The 18,537-nt window shown below is 58.8% G+C and carries 15 protein-coding genes, 1 other RNA gene and 2 pseudogenes; 11 read left to right on the top strand and 7 right to left on the bottom strand.

What is annotated here, in order from left to right; genetic code table 11:
* Nucleotide 1: 1 nt before the first annotated feature.
* The gene (locus LC334_RS12025) at nucleotides 2-490 is read left to right on the top strand and encodes a protein-tyrosine phosphatase family protein (protein WP_085801080.1); all 489 of its coding nucleotides are present in this window, start codon (nucleotides 2-4) and stop codon (nucleotides 488-490) included.
* Here the strand turns inward: LC334_RS12025 and LC334_RS12020 are convergent.
* The 3 genes from LC334_RS12020 to nudC all read right to left on the bottom strand — a co-directional run bounded on the left by LC334_RS12020 (nucleotide 487) and on the right by nudC (nucleotide 2,992).
* Nucleotides 487-1,410 (bottom strand): PHP domain-containing protein, encoded by a 924-nt coding sequence (locus LC334_RS12020; protein WP_085801081.1) that lies wholly within the window; start codon nucleotides 1,408-1,410, stop codon nucleotides 487-489. The genes LC334_RS12025 and LC334_RS12020 overlap by 4 nt on opposite strands.
* A 107-nt stretch (nucleotides 1,411-1,517) precedes the next feature.
* Complete coding sequence (locus LC334_RS12015; RefSeq protein ID WP_085801082.1) at nucleotides 1,518-1,985, bottom strand: SRPBCC family protein; 468 nt, start codon at nucleotides 1,983-1,985, stop codon at nucleotides 1,518-1,520.
* A gap of 41 nt (nucleotides 1,986-2,026) precedes the next feature.
* Nucleotides 2,027-2,992 (bottom strand): NAD(+) diphosphatase, encoded by a 966-nt coding sequence (nudC, locus tag LC334_RS12010; RefSeq protein WP_085801083.1) that lies wholly within the window; start codon nucleotides 2,990-2,992, stop codon nucleotides 2,027-2,029.
* A gap of 221 nt (nucleotides 2,993-3,213) precedes the next feature.
* On the opposite strand from nudC, the pseudogene LC334_RS23280 reads away from it, so the two are divergent.
* Nucleotides 3,214-5,070 (top strand): annotated as a pseudogene (locus LC334_RS23280) (bifunctional 2',3'-cyclic-nucleotide 2'-phosphodiesterase/3'-nucleotidase); the annotation flags it as partial.
* A gap of 115 nt (nucleotides 5,071-5,185) precedes the next feature.
* An RNA gene (ffs, locus tag LC334_RS12000) (signal recognition particle sRNA small type) lies at nucleotides 5,186-5,282 on the top strand.
* A gap of 26 nt (nucleotides 5,283-5,308) precedes the next feature.
* Here the strand turns inward: ffs and LC334_RS11995 are convergent.
* Entirely contained in the window at nucleotides 5,309-6,142 is an 834-nt protein-coding gene (locus LC334_RS11995) for a prephenate dehydratase (RefSeq protein WP_085801084.1), read from the bottom strand.
* Between the two features lie 119 nt (nucleotides 6,143-6,261).
* Between LC334_RS11995 and LC334_RS23275 the strand changes: the two are divergent.
* The 7 genes and pseudogenes from LC334_RS23275 to LC334_RS11965 form a co-directional block, all read left to right on the top strand.
* Nucleotides 6,262-6,777 (top strand): annotated as a pseudogene (locus LC334_RS23275) (c-type cytochrome); the annotation flags it as partial.
* Between the two features lie 15 nt (nucleotides 6,778-6,792).
* Complete coding sequence (locus tag LC334_RS23270) at nucleotides 6,793-7,320, top strand: c-type cytochrome (protein WP_377151132.1); 528 nt, start codon at nucleotides 6,793-6,795, stop codon at nucleotides 7,318-7,320.
* Between the two features lie 178 nt (nucleotides 7,321-7,498).
* A complete protein-coding gene (locus tag LC334_RS11985) occupies nucleotides 7,499-9,436 on the top strand; it encodes an extracellular solute-binding protein (protein WP_085801116.1) in 1,938 nt (645 codons plus the stop codon).
* A gap of 7 nt (nucleotides 9,437-9,443) precedes the next feature.
* On the top strand, nucleotides 9,444-10,529 hold the full coding sequence (locus LC334_RS11980) for a microcin C ABC transporter permease YejB (RefSeq protein ID WP_085801086.1): 1,086 nt from the start codon (nucleotides 9,444-9,446) through the stop codon (nucleotides 10,527-10,529).
* Nucleotides 10,530-11,636 (top strand): ABC transporter permease, encoded by a 1,107-nt coding sequence (locus tag LC334_RS11975; protein WP_085801087.1) that lies wholly within the window; start codon nucleotides 10,530-10,532, stop codon nucleotides 11,634-11,636.
* Nucleotides 11,633-13,222 (top strand): ABC transporter ATP-binding protein, encoded by a 1,590-nt coding sequence (locus LC334_RS11970; protein ID WP_085801088.1) that lies wholly within the window; start codon nucleotides 11,633-11,635, stop codon nucleotides 13,220-13,222. Before LC334_RS11975 ends, LC334_RS11970 begins: the two co-directional genes overlap by 4 nt.
* A 3-nt stretch (nucleotides 13,223-13,225) precedes the next feature.
* Entirely contained in the window at nucleotides 13,226-14,125 is a 900-nt protein-coding gene (locus tag LC334_RS11965; protein ID WP_085801089.1) for a sulfotransferase domain-containing protein, read from the top strand.
* Between the two features lie 51 nt (nucleotides 14,126-14,176).
* Here LC334_RS11965 and hemN read toward each other — a convergent pair whose 3' ends face one another.
* Nucleotides 14,177-15,532 carry an oxygen-independent coproporphyrinogen III oxidase gene (hemN, locus tag LC334_RS11960; RefSeq protein WP_085801090.1) on the bottom strand — a complete coding sequence of 452 codons (1,356 nt, stop codon included), beginning with the start codon at nucleotides 15,530-15,532 and terminating at the stop codon, nucleotides 14,177-14,179.
* Between the two features lie 71 nt (nucleotides 15,533-15,603).
* On the opposite strand from hemN, the gene fnrL reads away from it, so the two are divergent.
* The gene (gene fnrL, locus LC334_RS11955) at nucleotides 15,604-16,350 is read left to right on the top strand and encodes a transcriptional regulator FnrL (protein WP_085801091.1); all 747 of its coding nucleotides are present in this window, start codon (nucleotides 15,604-15,606) and stop codon (nucleotides 16,348-16,350) included.
* A 24-nt stretch (nucleotides 16,351-16,374) separates the two neighbouring features.
* Here fnrL and LC334_RS11950 read toward each other — a convergent pair whose 3' ends face one another.
* Nucleotides 16,375-17,106, bottom strand: a complete 732-nt coding sequence (locus LC334_RS11950; RefSeq protein ID WP_085801092.1) for a DUF1194 domain-containing protein — start codon at nucleotides 17,104-17,106, stop codon at nucleotides 16,375-16,377.
* Between the two features lie 149 nt (nucleotides 17,107-17,255).
* Nucleotides 17,256-18,095, bottom strand: coding sequence for a universal stress protein (locus LC334_RS11945; RefSeq protein ID WP_085801093.1), 840 nt, complete (start codon nucleotides 18,093-18,095; stop codon nucleotides 17,256-17,258).
* Nucleotides 18,096-18,537: the final 442 nt, after the last annotated feature.

The raw sequence follows: 18,537 nt of genomic DNA, 5'->3' as shown, positions 1-18,537 counted from the left end.
AATGGCTGGCTTTGACATCTACTCGTTACCGGTGGCCGGAGGTGTCGCGGCGCTTTGTCCTTTGCCGGGGCGTCAGGATGACTACAGCGCCGATCTTCAGAGATTATGCGACTGGCGACCGTCTCTCGTGATCAGCATGACGACACAGGCCGAAATGGTCGCGTGCGATGCGGCCGGGTTGGGTGATGACATAGAGGCGCTGGCAGCGTGCTGGATACATCTTCCCGTCGCCGATTTCGGCGTGCCGACACCTGATATCGAAGAGCTTTGGCGCGTGGCTGCCGACACGGCGCTGGCGACATTGCAGCGTGGCGGGCGCGTGTTGATCCATTGTAACGGCGGGTGCGGACGCTCGGGCATGGCGGTATTGAGGCTCATGGTTGAAGCCGGCGAGGAGCCCGAAGCCGCCCTAGCACGATTGAGGGCCATCAGGCCCTGCGCCGTAGAGACCGAGGCGCAGATGCGGTGGGCATTTTCGGGCCGGGATTAGCCGCGCCAGATGGGATTGGACCAGGCGCGTTTGCCCGCGCGATCCACAACCGTCACCCGCAGCCATTTGCTGCCCTTCAGGCGTTTAAGATCCAGTTCGGCTACGGTCATGGACGCCCCATGTTTTGCAAACGATGCCGAGCCATGGCCCTGCACGATCACCGCCTCTGCTGCCGAGCATTCCACACGGACAGTGTCGCCCTCAACCTCGATTCCATACAGTTCCGGCCCCTGGCTGGCGTAGAAGTTTCCGTTTTTCAACGCAGCGAGCAAGGCATCCGGCGCATTCGTTTCGGCCTTGACCATGACCCAACCGCCAAAGGCGTCTGGGGCGGCGAAATGTGCGTCGTCTGTCGCTATCAACGTCAGATCATGCCCAGCCGAGATCAGCATATCGGCGGTGTGGAAGCCTTCCGCGCGGTCACAATCCACACCGCAACCGTGGTTATACACTTCCACCGCATGGGCCGCCTCGATGGACCCGGCATCAGCCAGGCTCATGCCCGACCAGTGGGGATGCGCCACGGCAACGAATGCGCCGGCATCACGGGCGCGTCGGGCAAGTTCCGGGCCGGTTTCCTGGTCGGCGCGCGGCGCGAAGTCAGGGGCGTTGGGCGGTGCGAAATCCTCAGGAAGGCCAATCGCCAGAATGTGCCATATCTCGCCGTTCTCCATGGCGCCCGAATGCAATTCGACGCCCGGAATCGTTGTGAAATCCGCCGTATGGTAGGGCTTCGTATCAGCAATAGGGTAATTGAACAGCCCGACGAAATGATCGGTCAGGCTGATGAAGTCATATCCTTCCGCCCTGTAACGGCGACAAACTTCGGCCGGGTCAAGAACGCCATCAGAGAGGGTGGAATGTGTGTGAAGGTTCCCGCGATAGAATCGGCCCGGTGCGGAAAAGGCGGTAGGCTTCATTGTGTCGCCTCATGTTCTGGCACGTGATTTGACCGCAGCCTAACAGTGCAATTTTCAGGATCAATTCCATTTGCGACGCCGGGTTCGTTTTTGGACCTGGGTGTGCGTCAGGCCGAGCGTTTGTAACGGTCTTCGAGATCTCGGGCGAACCCGGCGATCCGCAGCTTGTAGCGGTTTGTCAGGTTGCTGCGTGCCAGCTTGAGCGATTGTACCAGCAACCGGGATGACAGGTTCTTGGGCCGCAGGTCGATATCCATGCTCATCCGCGTTCGGTTGCGTGACAGCGGCACCAGATCGACGACCATATCGCCCCCCATCGCAGGCGAGCGCGACGAGAGGACAAAGCCATTGGGCGCGTCCAGATTGGTCAGCTCCATCTGCAAATCACGCATTTTGCCGCGCAGCTTGAAGGAGACATCCCAGGCCATGCCAACGCCGTTCGACTTCCGGCTGTCGACGCGTTGAACCTCCGCGCCCCGGCGAAGGGCGGAACGTTCGAAAGTTTGGAAGTCGGTCAGTTGCTCAAACACGTAATTGATCGGGGCTTCTACATCTTCCCTTGCGCTGAACTTCATGGCCGGGCCTTCATTGTTTTCTGCTCCGGGGTATTGTCGCGCTAATAGTTTATATCCGCAAGCCAGTTGCGCAGTAAAAAATGCGCGATGGCACCTTGCCTCGCAGGGGCCAGCGTGGGGTGCAGACCGGCGAAGGCCCGCAGGATTTCTTCACGCGCGAACCAGCGCGCATCCTCGATCTCGGATGGGTCGATCGTTAGGTCTTGTGTCAACGCGGTGCCGCGGCAGCCAATCATCAGCGATGACGGAAAGGCCCAGGGTTGGCTTGCCAGATATCCAACCGGACCCACGCGTATACCGGCCTCTTCATAGACTTCCCGGCGCACTGCGGCCTCGATGGTTTCGCCCGGTTCGACAAATCCCGCCAGCAGCGAATACATGCCCTCGGGCCAGCCCGGGGAGCGCCCCATCAGCACGGAATTCCCGCGCGTGATCAACATGATAACCACCGGATCGGTGCGTGGGAAATGTTGCCCACCGCAAGCATCGCAACTACGCTGCCATCCCGCCTGAACTGGCCGGCTTTCCGCTCCGCAGCAGGCACAGAAGCGGTGGCTGACATGCCAGTTAATCACCGCCCTGGCGGTCGCTGCCAGTTCGGCATCGCGCGCATCAAGGCGGGTCATGATCCGGCGCAGTTCGACGAAGATCGCACCGGGAAGCGCGGGGTGCTGCTGCTCGCTTGTGTCGAGAAACTTGTTTAGCGCGTCTTCGTCCACCCCGGCTGGCGTCCAATCCGAGATATCATGAGCGAAGAGAAGATCTCCAGTTTCGTTGCGTCCCAATAGCAGCGACATAGTCGCCTCAGCGAGGATAGGATGATCCATCGGGAGCCGGATCAGCCGGTCCTGCGTGCCTTCGGCGACCAGGGGTTTACCGCGCCAGATCAGGGTGCAAGCGGCTCGGCCCGTTGAAATCGCTTCGGCTATGGCGTCGTCGTCACCACGCAGTTCGGCAGCGCGATCAAGACCGCTACCACCGAATGTGACGGTTTCTGGATCGACCATCTGTTACCCTCGCATTCTCTGCGGCTATCGGTGACATTTTCGCTGATAAGGGGCAAGCAGGATTACATGCGCAATCGGGTTGCTAAAATCCCCTTAAAACAACTTTAAGTAGATATACGGATATGCCAATGTGTTTTTGAGGTCGTAACCAAGATGGGAAGCGTCAATAGCATTTGGGGGTATGAAGGCAAATCAGCACTCGAAACTTCGAAGAACATGTAATGAGCTTGAATGAATCACAGTTGCCGGCGGAATTGACAGGCCGGATATCGGAGGGCGCCCCGTATATCCGTCTGAGGATTTTGGAGACGACCGATGTTCATTGCAACCTGTTGCCCTTCGACTATTACGCAGATGGTTGCGAAAACTCCTTTGGGCTGGCGCGGACTGCTACATTGATCAAGCAGGCAAGGGATGAGGTGGCGCATTCGCTGCTTGTTGATAATGGTGACTTTTTGCAAGGCACGCCGCTTGGTGACATGACGGCGCAACCCGGCAGCGGCTGGTCCGGCCCACACCCGGCCGTTACGGCCATGAATTACCTGGGCTATGATGCGGCTTGTCTGGGCAATCATGAATTCAACTTCGGACTCGACTGGTTGCAATCGGTGCTCGCGGATGTGTCTTTTCCGATTACTTGCGCCAATGCTGTGATCTCCGAGGGAGCCACCATTGGCGATGACAAAACGCTTTACCCGCCATTTGTACTTATTCATCGGCAGGTGACCGACAGCGATGGCAATCAACACGAAATACGCATCGGCCTGCTTGGTCTGGTGCCGCCTCAGATTACCACATGGGATCATTTTCACCTCAATGACCGGCTGATCACCCGCGATATCGTGGATACCGCCCGGGCGCGTTTGCCCCAGATGCGCGCAGCGGGCGCGGATATCGTTATCGCCCTGGCACATACCGGCATCGACCCCGACGATTATTATCCTTTCAAGGAAAATGTCGCGTTGGCGCTGGCCGATCTGCCCGGTATCGACGCGATCATCGCGGGTCACACCCACGAGGTATTCCCGCAACCCGGCGAGCCGGATATTTCCGGGGCAAAAAATGACGAAGGTACCTTAAGCTGCAAGCCCGCAGTTATGGCCGGGTTTCGGGGGTCACATCTGGGCGTCCTTGACCTCTTTCTGCAGAATGAGAATGGCAAATGGCAGGTAGCCGCTCACAAATCCGAAGCCCGCAGTGTTGCTGCTGGCACCGCGTCGGACCCTGTTCCGGCCGATGAGCCCCTCAAGACATTGCTGTGGCCCGCGCATCAGCATACGCTTGACCTGATCCGAAAACCTCTGGGTCGTAGCGCCACACCGCTGCACAGCTATCTGGCGCTGGTGCGCAATGATCCTGCGACCCAACTGGTTACCCGGGCGCAGCGCGCCGCCCTGTCGCGGATGGTGCAGGGGTCAGCTGATGCCGGTCTTCCGATCCTGTCGACCTCGGCGCCTTTCAAGACCGGCGGGCGTGGTGGCCCGAAGTATTATTCCGACGTATCTCAAGGAGATTTTCGACTGCGCAACGCCGCTGACCTCTATCCCTTTCCAAATACGCTCTGTGGCTTGCGGTTAACGGGCGGGCAATTGTACGACTGGCTTGAACGCGCGGCGGTATGCTTCAATATGATCGACCCGGGTTGCGCCGACCAACCTTTGATCAACCCGCTGGTGCCGGGCCATAATTTTGATGTGATCGACGGGCTCAACTATGTGATCGATCTGTCGCAACCTGCGCGTTACGATCGTACAGGCCGTATGATACGAAAATCGGCCCGGCGTATCCACGATCTTCGGTATCAGGGGCAGCCGGTAGACGACGATCAGTTGTTTCTGATGGCGGTCAACAGTTTTCGTGCCCATGGTGGCGGACCCTATCCGCATCTGCCGGAAGATAGTTTCGCCGTCGTAAGCCGGATACCGGTGCGCAGCATCGTCTCTCAATACATCAGCGAGGCGGATGGTATTTCTCCTGCGGTCGATCCGATCTGGTCCTTTGCACCGATGCAACAGACCAGCGTGGTATTCGAGACCGGCCCCGGCATTCGGCGTTACCCTGACGAGATTAGCGCGCTGGATGCCACCGATCTGGGCGACACGTCGGCGGGCTTTGCCAGATTGCGCTTGCCGCTGAGTGCAATCGTCCCCGAAAGCCTTGCGAATCCGTCTCGGGCAGCCTATTTATCACCTCGAGAGGTTGGCGCGGGCGAGCGCCTCGCCAACCCGGTCAGATCCGGAAGGAAGCAGCCGTAACGAGCCCCGCTTGGGTCGTTGTCCAGCCTCTCACTCTTTCCGTTAATTCACGGGTCTTGGTCTAGTGGCGTCTTGGATCGGCTGGATAGACCCCCAGCATCTTCACCTCGGATGTGAAGTAATCAAGTTCTTCTAACGCCAGCTTCACCCCAGCATCTTCCGGGTGGCCTTCGATATCGGCGTAAAACTGCGTGGCCGAGAACGAGCCGTTGACCATATAGCTTTCGAGCTTGGTCATGTTGACACCGTTGGTGGCGAACCCGCCCATCGCCTTGTAAAGTGCGGCGGGGATGTTGCGGACCTGAAAAACAAAACTGGTCATCATCCCGTGATCGCCGCGGGGCGTATAATCGGGTGTGCGCGACATCACCAGGAACCGCGTGGTATTGTTGCCCTCGTCTTCGATATGGCGGGCCAACACGTCGAGGCCATAGATCTCACCGGCCAACTCGCTTGCCAGGGCTGCCATCGTCGGATCGCCCAATTCAGCCACATGATGCGCCGATCCGGCGGTGTCGGCACCTGTTACCCGGCTAATACCCTGTTTCGCCAGATAATCGCGGCACTGACCCAGAAGCATTGTGTGGCTCATCGCCGATTTCACCTGGTCGAGTGTCGTGCCGGGCAGGGCCAGTAGGTTGATATGCACCCGGACGAAGGCCTCGTTGATGATATGCAGCCCGCTTTCAGGCAGCAGGTGATGGATATCCGCCACCCGGCCAAACGTCGAGTTTTCCACCGGCAGCATCGCCAGTTCCGCTTGCCCCGAGCGTACCGCCGTAATCGCGTCCTCAAAGGTACGGCAGGGCAGGGCCTCCAGTTCGGGGTAGGTCTCGTGGCAGGCCTGGTGCGAATAGGCACCCAGCTCTCCCTGGAAGGCGATGCGCTTGGTCATTTGCGGCTTTTCCTGTCAATTTGTTCCGCCCGGGCGTTTCGTCGCGGAAACTACACCTTGCACCCGTCTAGGGGAAGCGGATAGATACGATCCCAACAGATTCAAATGGAAGCGGGCCTATGTTCGATACAATGACACTTACCAAGATCGTTGGCAGCCTTTGTGGGGCATTGCTGATCTTCCTGATGGGCAAATGGGCTGGTGAATTGTTGTATGATACCAGCCCGGGTCATGGTGGCGATCATGCGGCGGGATATGTGATCGAAACTGGTGGCGAAGAAGATGCTGGCGCCGCTGATCAGGACGGCCCGTCGCTTGCTGAACTATGGGCTGCCGCAGACGTCGAGAAGGGCGCAAAGGTCTTTGGCAAGTGCAAGGCCTGCCACAAGCTCGAAGATGGTGCCAACGCAACCGGCCCATATCTTTACGGCGTGGTTGGTCGCGACGTGTCTTCCGCGGCAGGTTTTGGTTATTCCGGCAGCCTCAAGCCGGTGGCCGATGTCTGGACACCAGAAACCCTGGATGCCTTCTTGGAAAACCCCAAAGGCTATGCGCCCGGCACTTCGATGGGTTTTGCGGGCTTGAAGAAGGCCACCGACAGGATCAACGTCATCGCCTATCTCGACCAGCTAGATGGCGATACCTATGAGATGGCCGCGCCGGAAGCGATGGAAGAAGAAGCCGCGGCCGAACCTGCCGAAGCGGAAACCGAAATGGCTGCCGCCGAAGAGAACGTGGCCGAAGAAGTGACCGCCGAGGAGCCAGCGGTAGCCGAGGTTGATCCCGCGCCGGAGGCTGAAGCCGCTGCCGAAGAGCCCGCAGCCGAAGAAGCAGCCGCTGAGGCCTCAGGCTTTGTCGCTATGGTGGCCTCTGCTGATGTTGCCAACGGCGAAAAAGTATACAAAAAGTGTAAGGCCTGCCACGCGCTGGAAGACGGACAAAACCGCGTTGGTCCGCATCTCTTCAACGTGGTTGACCGTGATATTGCCAGTGTTGACGGTTTCAAATATTCAGACGGTCTTGCGGCTATCGATGGCAACTGGACAGCAGATCAGCTTAGCGCCTTTCTGACAAAGCCTAAGGATTTCGCACCGGGCACGAAAATGAGCTTTGCTGGCCTGCGGAAGGAAGAAGATCGCGCAGCGGTGATCGCCTATATCCAGAGCGCCGCTCAGTAAGCGCCTAAAACTTAACAAATTGACCGCCTGTCCCGTTGGGGCAGGCGGTCTTTTGTTGATAACGGGCGATTTCACACCCGCATCAACTTTCCGCGCTTGAATGTAATGCCGTGCCTCCAGTAGCTTGCTTTCAATCAGCAAGATGCCACATGCAGGATGTGGAACAGAGGAGATCAGCATGACCGGACCCCGCCGCCGGGCTAAAGCCCGGGCGCTTCCGATGAAAGCACCCCTAAAAGCGATTCTGACCCTGATGGGCCTGGTGATTGCAACACTGATCGCACAGGCTGCGCTGGCCGACGAAAAAATCATCAGAAGCCACGGATATTCGTTTTTCGGAGAGTTGAGCTATCCTGCCGATTACCCCCATTTCAACTATGTGAATCCCGATGCCCCCAAGGGCGGTGAGATTTCGATTGCCCTTTCGGGCAGCTTCGATTCGATGAACCCCTATACCCGCAAGGGCCGTGCCTCGGCGCTTTCAACAGTGATGTATGAAAGCCTGCTGGGCGAGGTTCTGGCAGGCAGCGGCGGCTTGCCCGCAGATGCCTATGGTGAGATGTACGGGCTTCTGGCCCACACGGTGGAATATCCCGAGGATAAATCCTGGGTTATCTTCCATATGCGCCCCGAGGCGCGGTTCTCCGACGGTACGCCGGTCACCGCGCATGATGTCCTTTTCAGCCATAACCTGCTGTTGGATGAAGGATTGAAATCCTATGCCGACGCGGTGCGTCAACGCATCCCGAACGCCGAGGTGATCGACGATCACACCGTCAAGTTCCATTTCGCCGATGGTATCTCGCGCCGCAGCCTGATTGATCAGGTCGGATCGGTGCCGGTCTGGTCAAAGAAATGGTACGAGGAAACCGGCGCCAAGCTGGACGAAGCCCGGTTTGAGGTCTCACCCGGCTCCGGCCCTTACATCATTGAGAATGTCGAGCCCAACCGCCGCGTCACCTTTACCCGCAACCCCGATTACTGGGGCTGGGATCTTCCGATCAACAAGGGGCGGCACAATTTTGATCGCATCCGCCTGGAATATTTCGCTGATTCCACCGCCGCGTTCGAGGCGTTCAAGGCAGGTGAAGTCACCTACCGCACCGAGTCCGACCCCAAGAAATGGGCAACCGCCTATGAATTTCCGGCATTGGCGCGCGGCGATGTGGTCAAGGAAGAAATCCCCGACGGTACGCCCCCGAACATGACAGGTATCGTCTTCAACCTTGGTAGTGAGGTGTTCAAGGACAAGCGCGTTCGGCAGGCTGTGGCCCTCGGCTTCAATTTCGACTGGACCAACAAGTCGCTGCTATATGGGCTCTATGCGCAGCAAAAATCCTTCTCTGATGGCACCCATCTTGAGGCCGAGGGCCTGCCGGAGGGCGACGAGTTGGAATTTCTGAAATCGCTTGGCGATGTGGTCCCGCCCGACCTGCTGACGACCGAACCTTATGTGCCGCACACCTCCGACCCGGACCGGCTGACCAACCGACGCAATCTGCGGCAGGCCCTGAAACTGCTGCAAGAGGCGGGCTGGAGCGTCGGCGATGACGGCTTGTTGCGCGACGAAAGCGGCGAACAACTGAAAATCGACTTCCTGATGAATGCCTCGGCCGAACCGACCGACCGCGCCATCGCCGAAAACTTCGTGTCTAACCTCAAGCAGATGGGCGCCGATGCCAAACTGGAATCGGTTGATTCCTCGCAATACACCAAACGCGAGCGGGACCGTGATTATGATCTGGTCTTTGATGGCTATCCATCGCTTCTGGGTACCGGCACCGGGCTCGCGCAGCGCTTCGGCTCCGAGGCTGCGGAATTCAGCCTGTTCAACCCCGCCGGCCTGGCCAGCCCGCTGGTCGACAGGATCATCGAGGAATCTCTGCTAACCAGCAGCCAGGCCGAAGAAGACATGACCATCCGCGCGCTCGACCGGGCGCTGCGACACGAGTTCTTCCTGATCCCGGATGGTTTCGCGCCCAATTATTGGGTGGCCTACTGGGATATGTATGAACACCCCGCTGAACAGCCGCCCTTCGCGCTTGGCTCGCTGGATTTCTGGTGGGTCAATGCCGAAAAAGCCGAGGCGCTGAAAGCCTCGGGCGCGCTGAGGTAATCCGCGCATGGGCGCCTATATCCTTCGCAGGCTCTTGCTGATCATCCCCACGCTTCTGGGGATCATGATCATCAATTTTGTGCTGGTGCAATTCGTCCCCGGCGGGCCGGTGGAGCAGATGATCGCGCAATTGCAGGGCGGCGGAGATGTGTTCGAAGGTTTTGCTGGCGGGGCCGAGGATGCGACGCTGTCCGGCTCGGAAGAAAACTCGGAATATCTTGGCGCCCGCGGTTTGCCGCCCGAGTTCATCAAGGAGCTGGAACAGCAATTCGGCCTCGACAAACCGCCGCTGGAACGCTTCCTGAACATGATGTGGAACTATCTGCATTTCGATTTCGGCGAGAGCTATTTCAAGAAACAAACGGTGACCGAACTGGTGCTCGACAAGATGCCGGTCAGTATCACCCTGGGCCTCTGGTCGACGCTAATCGCCTATCTGGTTTCGATCCCGCTGGGCATCCGCAAGGCGGTGCATGACGGCAGCTCTTTCGACACCTGGACCAGCGGGATCATCATCGTCGCCTACGCCATCCCGGCCTTCCTCTTTGCGATCATGCTGCTGGTTCTTTTTGCCGGGGGCAGCTACTGGCAGCTTTTCCCGCTCCGGGGCCTCACCTCGGATAATTTTGACCAGCTCAGCCTTGTGGGCAAGGCGCTCGATTATTTCTGGCATATCGCCCTGCCGGTCACCGCCTCGACCATCGCGGCCTTTGCCACGCTGACGCTGCTGACCAAGAACAGTTTCCTTGACGAGATCAAGAAACACTACGTGATGACCGCCCGCGCCAAGGGGTTATCCGAGGGCAAGGTGCTCTACGGTCACATCTTCCGCAACGCCATGCTGATCGTGATCGCGGGTTTCCCGGCGGTCTTCATCGGTGTGTTCTTCGGCGGTTCGGTCCTGATTGAGACGATCTTCTCGCTCGACGGTCTCGGGCGGCTCGGGTTCGAGGCGGCGGTGGGTCGTGACTACCCGGTCATGTTCGGCACGCTCTTCCTCTTTGGCCTCATTGGGTTGGTGGTGAACATTTTGTCGGATCTGATGTATGTGTTGGTCGATCCGCGCATCGATTTCGAAAAGCGGGCGGGCTGAATGGCGCTTTCGGCCCTCAACCAGCGCCGTTGGCGCAACTTTCGCCGCAACAAGCGCGCCTTCTGGTCGCTCATTCTCTTTGCGATCATCTTCAGCTTCACCCTCTGTGCCGAGTTTGTCGCCAATGACAAACCCATTCTGGTGAAATACCGCGGTGAATTCTACACGCCCATCTTCAACTTTTACCCCGAAACCACCTTTGGCGGCGATTTCAAGACCGAAGCAATCTACCGCGACCCCGAGGTCGCCTGCCTGATCACCTCGGGCGGGTTGGAGGATTGCTTCGACGATCCTGACGGCATCATCGAAGACGCCGGCGACGGCGTGGTCAACGGCGAGGAGATCGCCAAAGGCTGGGCGTTCTGGCCGCTCATCCCCTACAGCTACGACACGCCGGTCGACCGCGTCGGCGCCGCGCCCCTGCCGCCCAACGACCAGAACTGGCTGGGCACAGACGACACAAAGCGCGACGTGCTGGCCCGCGTGATCTACGGTTTCCGCCTGTCGGTGCTTTTCACCCTGATCGTGACCGGGTGTTCCACCGTGATCGGCATATTTGCTGGTGCGGTACAGGGTTATTTCGGCGGTAAAACCGACCTCATCTTTCAGCGGATCATCGAGATCTGGGCCTCGACGCCGCAGATATACGTGATCATCATCCTATTCGCGATCCTGCCGCGCAGTTTCTGGCTGTTGGTGGTGATCACCGTGCTGTTCGGTTGGATGGCGCTGGTGGGCGTGGTGCGGGCCGAATTCCTGCGCGCCCGCAACCTCGAATATGTCCGCGCGGCGAAGGCGCTTGGCGTCTCGAACCTGACGATCATGTTCCGCCACATGCTGCCCAACGCCATGGTCGCCACGCTGACCATGCTGCCATTCGTGATCACCGGTACCATCTCGCTGCTCGCCGGGCTCGATTTTCTGGGCTTCGGCTTGCCGTCCTCTTCCCCGTCGCTGGGTGAGCTCACCCTACAGGCCAAGCAGAACCTGCAAGCGCCGTGGTTGGCCTTCACCGCGTTTTTCGCCTTTGCCATCATGCTGTCGCTGCTGGTTTTCATCTTCGAAGGCGTCCGCGACGCGTTCGATCCCAGAAAGACCTTTGAATGAGCCTCTTGGATGTTCAGGATCTGACCGTCAGCTTCCGGCAGGACGGGCAGCTTATCCCGGCGGTAAAGGGTGTATCGTTTACCGTCGACAAGGGGGAAACCGTCGCGCTGGTGGGTGAAAGCGGCTCGGGCAAATCCGTGACGGCGCTGTCGACGGTTTCGCTGCTGGGCGCATCGGCCCAGGTGGCGGGCAGTGTCACCTATGACGGCCAGCAAATGATTGGCGCAAAGGAGAAACTCCTGCGCAAGGTTCGCGGCAACGATATCAGCTTTATTTTTCAGGAGCCGATGACCTCGCTCAACCCGCTGCACACGCTGGAAAAACAGATCAGGGAATCGCTGGAGCTGCATCAGGGCATCACCGGCGAGGAGGCGCGTGGGCGTATTATCGAACTGATGGAGCGCGTCGGCATCCGTGACGCCGAAAGTCGTTTAGACGCCTACCCTCACCAGCTTTCCGGCGGGCAGCGCCAGCGCATTATGATCGCCATGGCGTTGGCCAACAAACCGGATATCCTGATCGCGGACGAACCCACCACCGCGCTCGACGTGACCATCCAGGCGCAGATCCTCGACTTGCTGGCGGAACTCAAGCGCGAAGAGGGGATGGGGCTTCTCTTCATCACCCACGATCTGGGCATCGTCCAGCGCATCGCCGACCGGGTCTGCGTGATGAAGGATGGCGAGATTGTCGAGACCGGTCCCACGGCTGAGATCTTTGCCAACCCGCAGCATGATTACACCCGCAAACTGCTGAGCGCCCGTGCCGTGGGCGAGCCCGACCCCGTCCCCGAGAACACAGAAACACTGGTTGAAACCGATGCCTTGCGCGTCTGGTTCCCGATCCAGCGCGGTTTTTTCAAGAAAACCGTCGGCCATGTGAAGGCGGTGAACGAGGCCAGCATCAGCGTGCGCGCGGGTGAAACCCTCGGTATCGTCGGTGAAAGTGGCTCGGGCAAGACCACGCTGGCGCTGGCGATCATGCGGCTGATAGAAAGCGAGGGCGGCATCCGGTTCGACGGCGAGGATGTGAATGGCTGGAATACCCGCCAGCTCCGCCGCCGCCGTGCCGACATGCAGATCGTGTTTCAGGACCCGTTCGGCAGCCTCTCGCCGCGCATGACCTGCGAACAGATCATCGCCGAAGGCCTGGGCGTGCATGGCAACCCGGATGGCCGCCCGGTGCGTGATCTGGTGGCCGAGGTGATGCGCGAAGTGGAGTTGAACCCCGAGACGATGGACCGCTACCCACATGAGTTTTCGGGCGGTCAGCGGCAGCGTATCGCCATCGCCCGTGCCATGATCCTGCGCCCCAAACTGGTGGTGTTGGACGAGCCAACCTCGGCGCTGGATATGACCGTGCAGGTGCAGATCGTGGACCTGCTGCGCCGGTTGCAGGTCAAATACGGGCTGGCTTATCTGTTCATCAGCCACGATCTGAACGTGGTGCGCGCGATGAGCCACCGGGTGCTGGTAATGAAACAGGGCGACGTGATTGAGACTGGCGAGGCGCAGGCGCTGTTTGATGCGCCGCAGACCGAATATGCCAGGACTCTGCTGCATGCCGCGCTTGATCTGACGGCCTGATCCATGACCCGCCCTCACTCGATCGCTGAAATGCAGGCTGTTGACCAGCTTTTCGTGACACAGGCCAGCTTGCGACGCGGGCTTGAATACCAACCGGACACCAGCGATATTTTCATCTCTCCCTACGCCAAATGCGGCACAACCTGGATGCAGCAGATCGTGCACGGGTTGCGTACGGGCGGGTCGATGGATTTCGATGAGATCACCCAGGTCGTCCCCTGGCTGGAACTGGCCTGGGACATGGGCGCGGATGTGAATGCGCCGCAGGTCGCCACACCCCGTGCTTTCAAAAGCCATCTGGGATGGGATGACATCCCCAAGGGAGGCCGCTACATCACCGTACTGCGTGACCCGCTGGATGCCATGATCTCGCTTTTTAACTTCCTTGATGGCTGGCGTTTTGAAGCGGGCAGCATATCGCTGGCCGACTTTGCCGATTACTATCTGGACCGTGCCGAGAGCAATAATTACTGGACCCATGCGGCCTCGTGGTGGCGGCAACGTATGCGGCCCGAGGTATTGCTGCTGTCCTTTGAGGGGCTCAAGAAGAACCTGCCGGGCACGGTGGCACGTGTGGCTGATTTCATGGGTGTGGCGGACAACCCGGATTTGCGCGAGATCGCAACAAGGCAGGCGGGGTTCGACTTCATGAAGACCCACGGTACGCAGTTCGATGACCATCTTCTGCGTGCTGCCCGCGATGAAGCTTGCGGCCTCCTGCCTGGCGGCACCGCAACCAAGGTCGCCACCGGAAAGATCGGCGCTGGTAAGCCGCTGATATCCGCCGATATCCGGGCAAGTTTCGATGCTCGGTGGCAAGAAGTGATGACCGCCGAGTTTGGCCTGTCGTCATATCAGGCGCTTCTGAGCGCCCTTGATCAGCACAATCACGCTGGGCGATAGATATCCGCTTTAGACTCCTTTTTCTATTTGAAATTCTTACCGCGCGGCTGTTCAGATCGCGGCGCTATGGCCGGCTTTGCTTAACTCATAGGCATCGATCTGGCGGGCGATCATGCGGGTCAAGGGGCGGGCAGCCGGGGGGATGGTCAGGCCGTTCTGATCATGATCCAAGACGCCCTCGAATTCCTTGGCGGTTTCGCTAAACATTTTTGACAGCGCTGCTTCCGACACTCCAAACTGGCTACGGATTTCTTTGGCATCTATGCGAAAGTCGCACATCAGCGCCTCGATCATCCGGGCACGCATGCGGTCGTCGGGTGTGAAACTATGTCCCCGCGTGGTTGAAAACAGCCCGTCTCGAATTGCCGCGGTATGTGCGCCGGTGGCAGGGGCGTTCTGCGCATAGCCCTGCGGAAAGCGTGAGATTGACGATGCGCCGACCCCGATCAGCACCTCGGCCGTATCGTCGGTATAGCCCTGGAAATTTCGCCGCAATTGTCCCGCTTTCTGCGCCAAGCTAAGCCCATCTTCGGGGCGGGAAAAATGGTCAATCCCGATCTCGTCATAACCATCCCACAAGAACAGTTCGCGCGCGGTCTCGTAGAGCGCCAGACGTTCTTCCGGGGTGGGCAGCACGTCTGAGGGGATCATCTGCTGGCGCTTCGCCATCCACGGTACATGGGCATAGCCATAAAGTGCGACGCGGTCCGGGTTAAGCGACAAGAGCTTCTGCACGCTTTCGGTGATGCGCCCACCGGTTTGATGCGGTAGGCCATAGAGGATATCGGTATTCAGGCTTGCGACGCCGCGCGTGCGAATCTCTTCGACCGCGTCGCGGGTGATGTCATAGCCTTGTATCCGCCCGATGCTCTGCTGGATTTCCGAATCGAAATCCTGCACGCCGATCGATGCACGGTTCATCCCTGCCGCTGCCAGGGCGTCCAATCGCGGGCCGTCGATTTCATTCGGGTCGATCTCGACCGAAAACTCGGTTGTTCCGGTAAAAGGCACCACGTCGCGAATGGCCTCGGCAAGCTCTTCCATCATTGCGGGTGTTAGCAGTGTCGGTGTGCCGCCGCCCCAATGCAGCCGCGACAGACGCACGCCTTCGGGCAACAATTGGCCAAGCATCTTCAACTCGGCCTTGAGCGTTTCCAGATATGCCAGCACGGGCTTATCGCTTTGGGTGCCTTGGGTGCGGCAGGCGCAAAACCAACATAATCGCCGACAAAACGGTACGTGCACGTAAAGCGAAATCCGGCTGCCCGGTTTGATTGCGCTGATCCAGCTTGTATACTCAGTCGCGCCGATATCGCGATTGAAATGCGGCGCCGTCGGATAACTGGTGTAACGCGGCACCTTTGCGTCAAAGAGACCCAGCCTGCTTAGTTGTGCTTTCGTAACCATGTGACAAGCGGTAAAACCACTTGAATGCGTGAACCTTGATGCAGATCAATTAATGGGAAAGTGACCCCCCGATGCTGAATGAAACGCTGACTGCCGCCCCACGCTCATGTGGAGATTGCCCGATCCAGCATCGCGCGGTCTGTGCGCGCTGCGATGCCGACGAACTCGCCCAGCTTGACAAGATGAAATATTATCGAAATTTCGAGGCGGGCCAGACGCTGATCTGGGCCGGTGACCGGATGGAGTTTGTGGGGTCGGTCGTGTCGGGGATTGCCACGCTGACCCAGACGATGGAAGACGGGCGCACCCAAATGGTGGGTCTGCTTCTGCCCAGCGATTTCGTCGGCCGGCCAGGCCGGGGCGTGGCACCTTATGACGTGGTGGCAACCACCGACATGGTGATGTGCTGTTTTCGCATGAAGCCGTTTGAGGCGATGATGGAAGCCACGCCGCATATCTCTCAGCGTCTGTTGCAAATGACACTGGACGAACTCGACGCCGCCCGCGAATGGATGCTGGTACTGGGACGCAAGACCGCGCGGGAAAAGATTGCATCGCTTCTGTCGATCATCGCGCGGCGCAACTCGACCCTGCATCTGGAACAGCCCACTGGCCAGATAGTGTTCGATCTGCCGCTGACCCGGGATGCGATGGCTGATTATCTCGGCCTGACACTTGAAACCGTCAGTCGCCAGGTGTCGGCACTGAAAAGGGACGGTGTGATCGAACTGGAGGGCAAGCGCCATGTCACCGTTCCCGATTTCCACCGTCTGTTGGCTGAAGCGGGTGACGACAGCGATGGTGGCATGCTGGTGTGAGTGGGGCGTGCCGGGTGCTGCGACCTAGTTTGCGGCGGCCAGGCGCGGCGATATTGATACCGGCTTATCGACGTCATGCGAGAACATCGCGCCGCTGATCTCGCGCAATAATTTGGTTTCCATCGCCTCGGTAAACGCGTCAAAGCCGCTGGCTGTAACCACAAATGCGTTTGGTCCACCGATCACGTGGGCCTCGAAATATTGCGTCAGCGTGGTGTCGTCTTCTTCAATCGCAAGGCCGTTAATGACGATCCCCTTCGAGAGCAGTTTGCCGCGGGTTTCCAGCAACCGGTTTTGGCCGTCTGATTGACCATTTGCCGCTATATCAATCACCTGCCGGCGCGCGTATCCGGGCGCTGCTTCCAGCAGGCGGGCGGCGAAGGCGAGGCCCGAATGAATCATCGTGCCTCCGCCCGGCAGGCGGCGTGGCATTGCATCGACCTCGTCGGCATAAGCAATGACATCCGCCTGATTGCGCAACACGACCCAATCCATTCCCAGTGCCTGGCGGGTGACACTGGACCATTGCACGATTGCAATGGCCACGCCGCCCGGCGATCGTTCGACCGCTGCGGCCACAAGCTTCGAGCGCAACGCATCCGCCGTGCCCGCGCGTTGCAGATCGAACTCTTCATCGTTGACACTGGCTGAGACGTCGAAGGCCATGACAAGATGCAATTCCATCCGATCCTCGGCGACAACACGCCCCGTCAGGAACGTGATTGCGACCAGAATCCAAAGACCACAACGCCTCATGTTCCAGGGCTTTCATGATATCGGATGAATGGCCGCATGGGTCAGAACCTCGCTTCCGGGCGCATCCGTGATCTCGCGCCCTGGAAGTTGAGACCTATCTGAACTCCTGGTCAACCCGTGTCAGCAATGGATAGTTTTTTCGCCAGCTCCTAATGGGCCATCAGAACCGGTATAGTGGCTTGTTCTAACATATTTCGTGTCGCGCCGCCGAAAACGGCCTCGCGGAATCGTGAATGGCCGTAAGCTCCCATTACCAACAGGTCCGCATCCATATCGGTAGCATGCCGCGTCAATACATCCGAAACGCGGGGCAGTGTTTTGGAGAGCACATCAATTTCGGCACTGACCCCGTGTCGCGCCAGATATTGCGACAACATTCCGCCGGGGTCAGAACGGCTTGGGCCATGCGTCGGTGGGTCGATCACCACCACATGAACGGTATCGGCCTGCGTCAAAAGCGGCATGGCGGCACGCACCGCACGCAGCGCTTCAAGGCTTTCGTTCCAACCGACCATGACACGGCGCGGATGTGGTTTGAATTGATCCGGCTCCGGCAGGATGATCGTTGGCGCGTCGCCGTCGAAAAGAGCAGCTTCGGTAATGGCTTCCAGTTCGGCTCCGCGCTCCTCTCCATAGGGTTTGGGCAGCACCACCAGATCCGAAAACCGCGCCCTCGCCGCGACGTGCCGCGCCACGTCCGCAAGCTGCGCGACGCCGGTTTCGCTGCCCCAACGCAGGGTCGAATTTTCTAGGACATGCTTGGCCCTGGCTTCTATCTCTTGCGCCTCTTCAGTGGCGCGGGTGATAGTTTCCTGGAGGACAATAGCACTCGCCCCGGCATAGTAGAATCCCGATTGGGTGCAATCTACGCCCAAGCACAGCACATCGAGATGGGCATCGTGAGCATCGGTCGCAGCCATCGCCTGGCTCAGAGTGTCTTCAACCAGGTCCAAATCCGTCAATACGGTAAAAAGGCAATTATAGGTCATCTTGTGCACCGCTTTGTCGTGGTTCAAGTATTAGCAACACTAGCCACGGTGACGGCTCCGGCGCCTTGATGTGTATCAAACGCCACCGCTGTGGCTGACGAGAACGGTGCGTACAACAAGGTTTTCTTGTAAACCGGTTAGAGCGGTAGCTTCGCCGTTAATAACGCAAGCACGATTATCATCCACAACCTGCGTCCCATCATTCTAACAGGCGTGCCGGACCACCCGATGGGGCCTCTTCAGGAGATCAAAAGGGAACCCTGCGGATTTCTGTCCATCTCGGACTGATGAAAAGTTGTCTGATAAAACAAAACGGGAGTTTTGCGATGAATGGCGCAAAACTCCCGCTTGGTCTTGATGTTTGCTGTGTTGTCAGCCGGGTAAATCTTCGCCCTCACCCCACACGGTCACCAAGAGAGTAGCTGTATCGCCTCCGTCGATT

Origin of the sequence: Roseovarius aestuarii, assembly GCF_019966515.1 — a bacterium.
GTDB lineage: Bacteria > Pseudomonadota > Alphaproteobacteria > Rhodobacterales > Rhodobacteraceae > Roseovarius > Roseovarius aestuarii.
Note: the sequence above shows the minus strand (reverse complement) of the source record. Positions and strands in the feature narration are given on the sequence as shown.

Excerpts from the sequence above, each read along its gene's own strand:
- LC334_RS12025 (WP_085801080.1), top strand. The coding sequence starts at position 2 with ATGGCTGGCTTTGACATCTACTCGTTACCGGTGGCCGGAGGTGTCGCG.
- LC334_RS12020 (WP_085801081.1), bottom strand. The coding sequence starts at position 1,410 with ATGAAGCCTACCGCCTTTTCCGCACCGGGCCGATTCTATCGCGGGAAC.
- LC334_RS12015 (WP_085801082.1), bottom strand. The coding sequence starts at position 1,985 with ATGAAGTTCAGCGCAAGGGAAGATGTAGAAGCCCCGATCAATTACGTG.
- nudC (WP_085801083.1), bottom strand. The coding sequence starts at position 2,992 with ATGGTCGATCCAGAAACCGTCACATTCGGTGGTAGCGGTCTTGATCGC.
- LC334_RS11995 (WP_085801084.1), bottom strand. The coding sequence starts at position 6,142 with ATGACCAAGCGCATCGCCTTCCAGGGAGAGCTGGGTGCCTATTCGCAC.
- LC334_RS23270 (WP_377151132.1), top strand. The coding sequence starts at position 6,793 with ATGGCCGCGCCGGAAGCGATGGAAGAAGAAGCCGCGGCCGAACCTGCC.
- LC334_RS11985 (WP_085801116.1), top strand. The coding sequence starts at position 7,499 with ATGACCGGACCCCGCCGCCGGGCTAAAGCCCGGGCGCTTCCGATGAAA.
- LC334_RS11980 (WP_085801086.1), top strand. The coding sequence starts at position 9,444 with ATGGGCGCCTATATCCTTCGCAGGCTCTTGCTGATCATCCCCACGCTT.
- LC334_RS11975 (WP_085801087.1), top strand. The coding sequence starts at position 10,530 with ATGGCGCTTTCGGCCCTCAACCAGCGCCGTTGGCGCAACTTTCGCCGC.
- LC334_RS11970 (WP_085801088.1), top strand. The coding sequence starts at position 11,633 with ATGAGCCTCTTGGATGTTCAGGATCTGACCGTCAGCTTCCGGCAGGAC.
- LC334_RS11965 (WP_085801089.1), top strand. The coding sequence starts at position 13,226 with ATGACCCGCCCTCACTCGATCGCTGAAATGCAGGCTGTTGACCAGCTT.
- hemN (WP_085801090.1), bottom strand. The coding sequence starts at position 15,532 with ATGGTTACGAAAGCACAACTAAGCAGGCTGGGTCTCTTTGACGCAAAG.
- fnrL (WP_085801091.1), top strand. The coding sequence starts at position 15,604 with ATGCTGAATGAAACGCTGACTGCCGCCCCACGCTCATGTGGAGATTGC.
- LC334_RS11950 (WP_085801092.1), bottom strand. The coding sequence starts at position 17,106 with ATGAGGCGTTGTGGTCTTTGGATTCTGGTCGCAATCACGTTCCTGACG.
- LC334_RS11945 (WP_085801093.1), bottom strand. The coding sequence starts at position 18,095 with ATGACCTATAATTGCCTTTTTACCGTATTGACGGATTTGGACCTGGTT.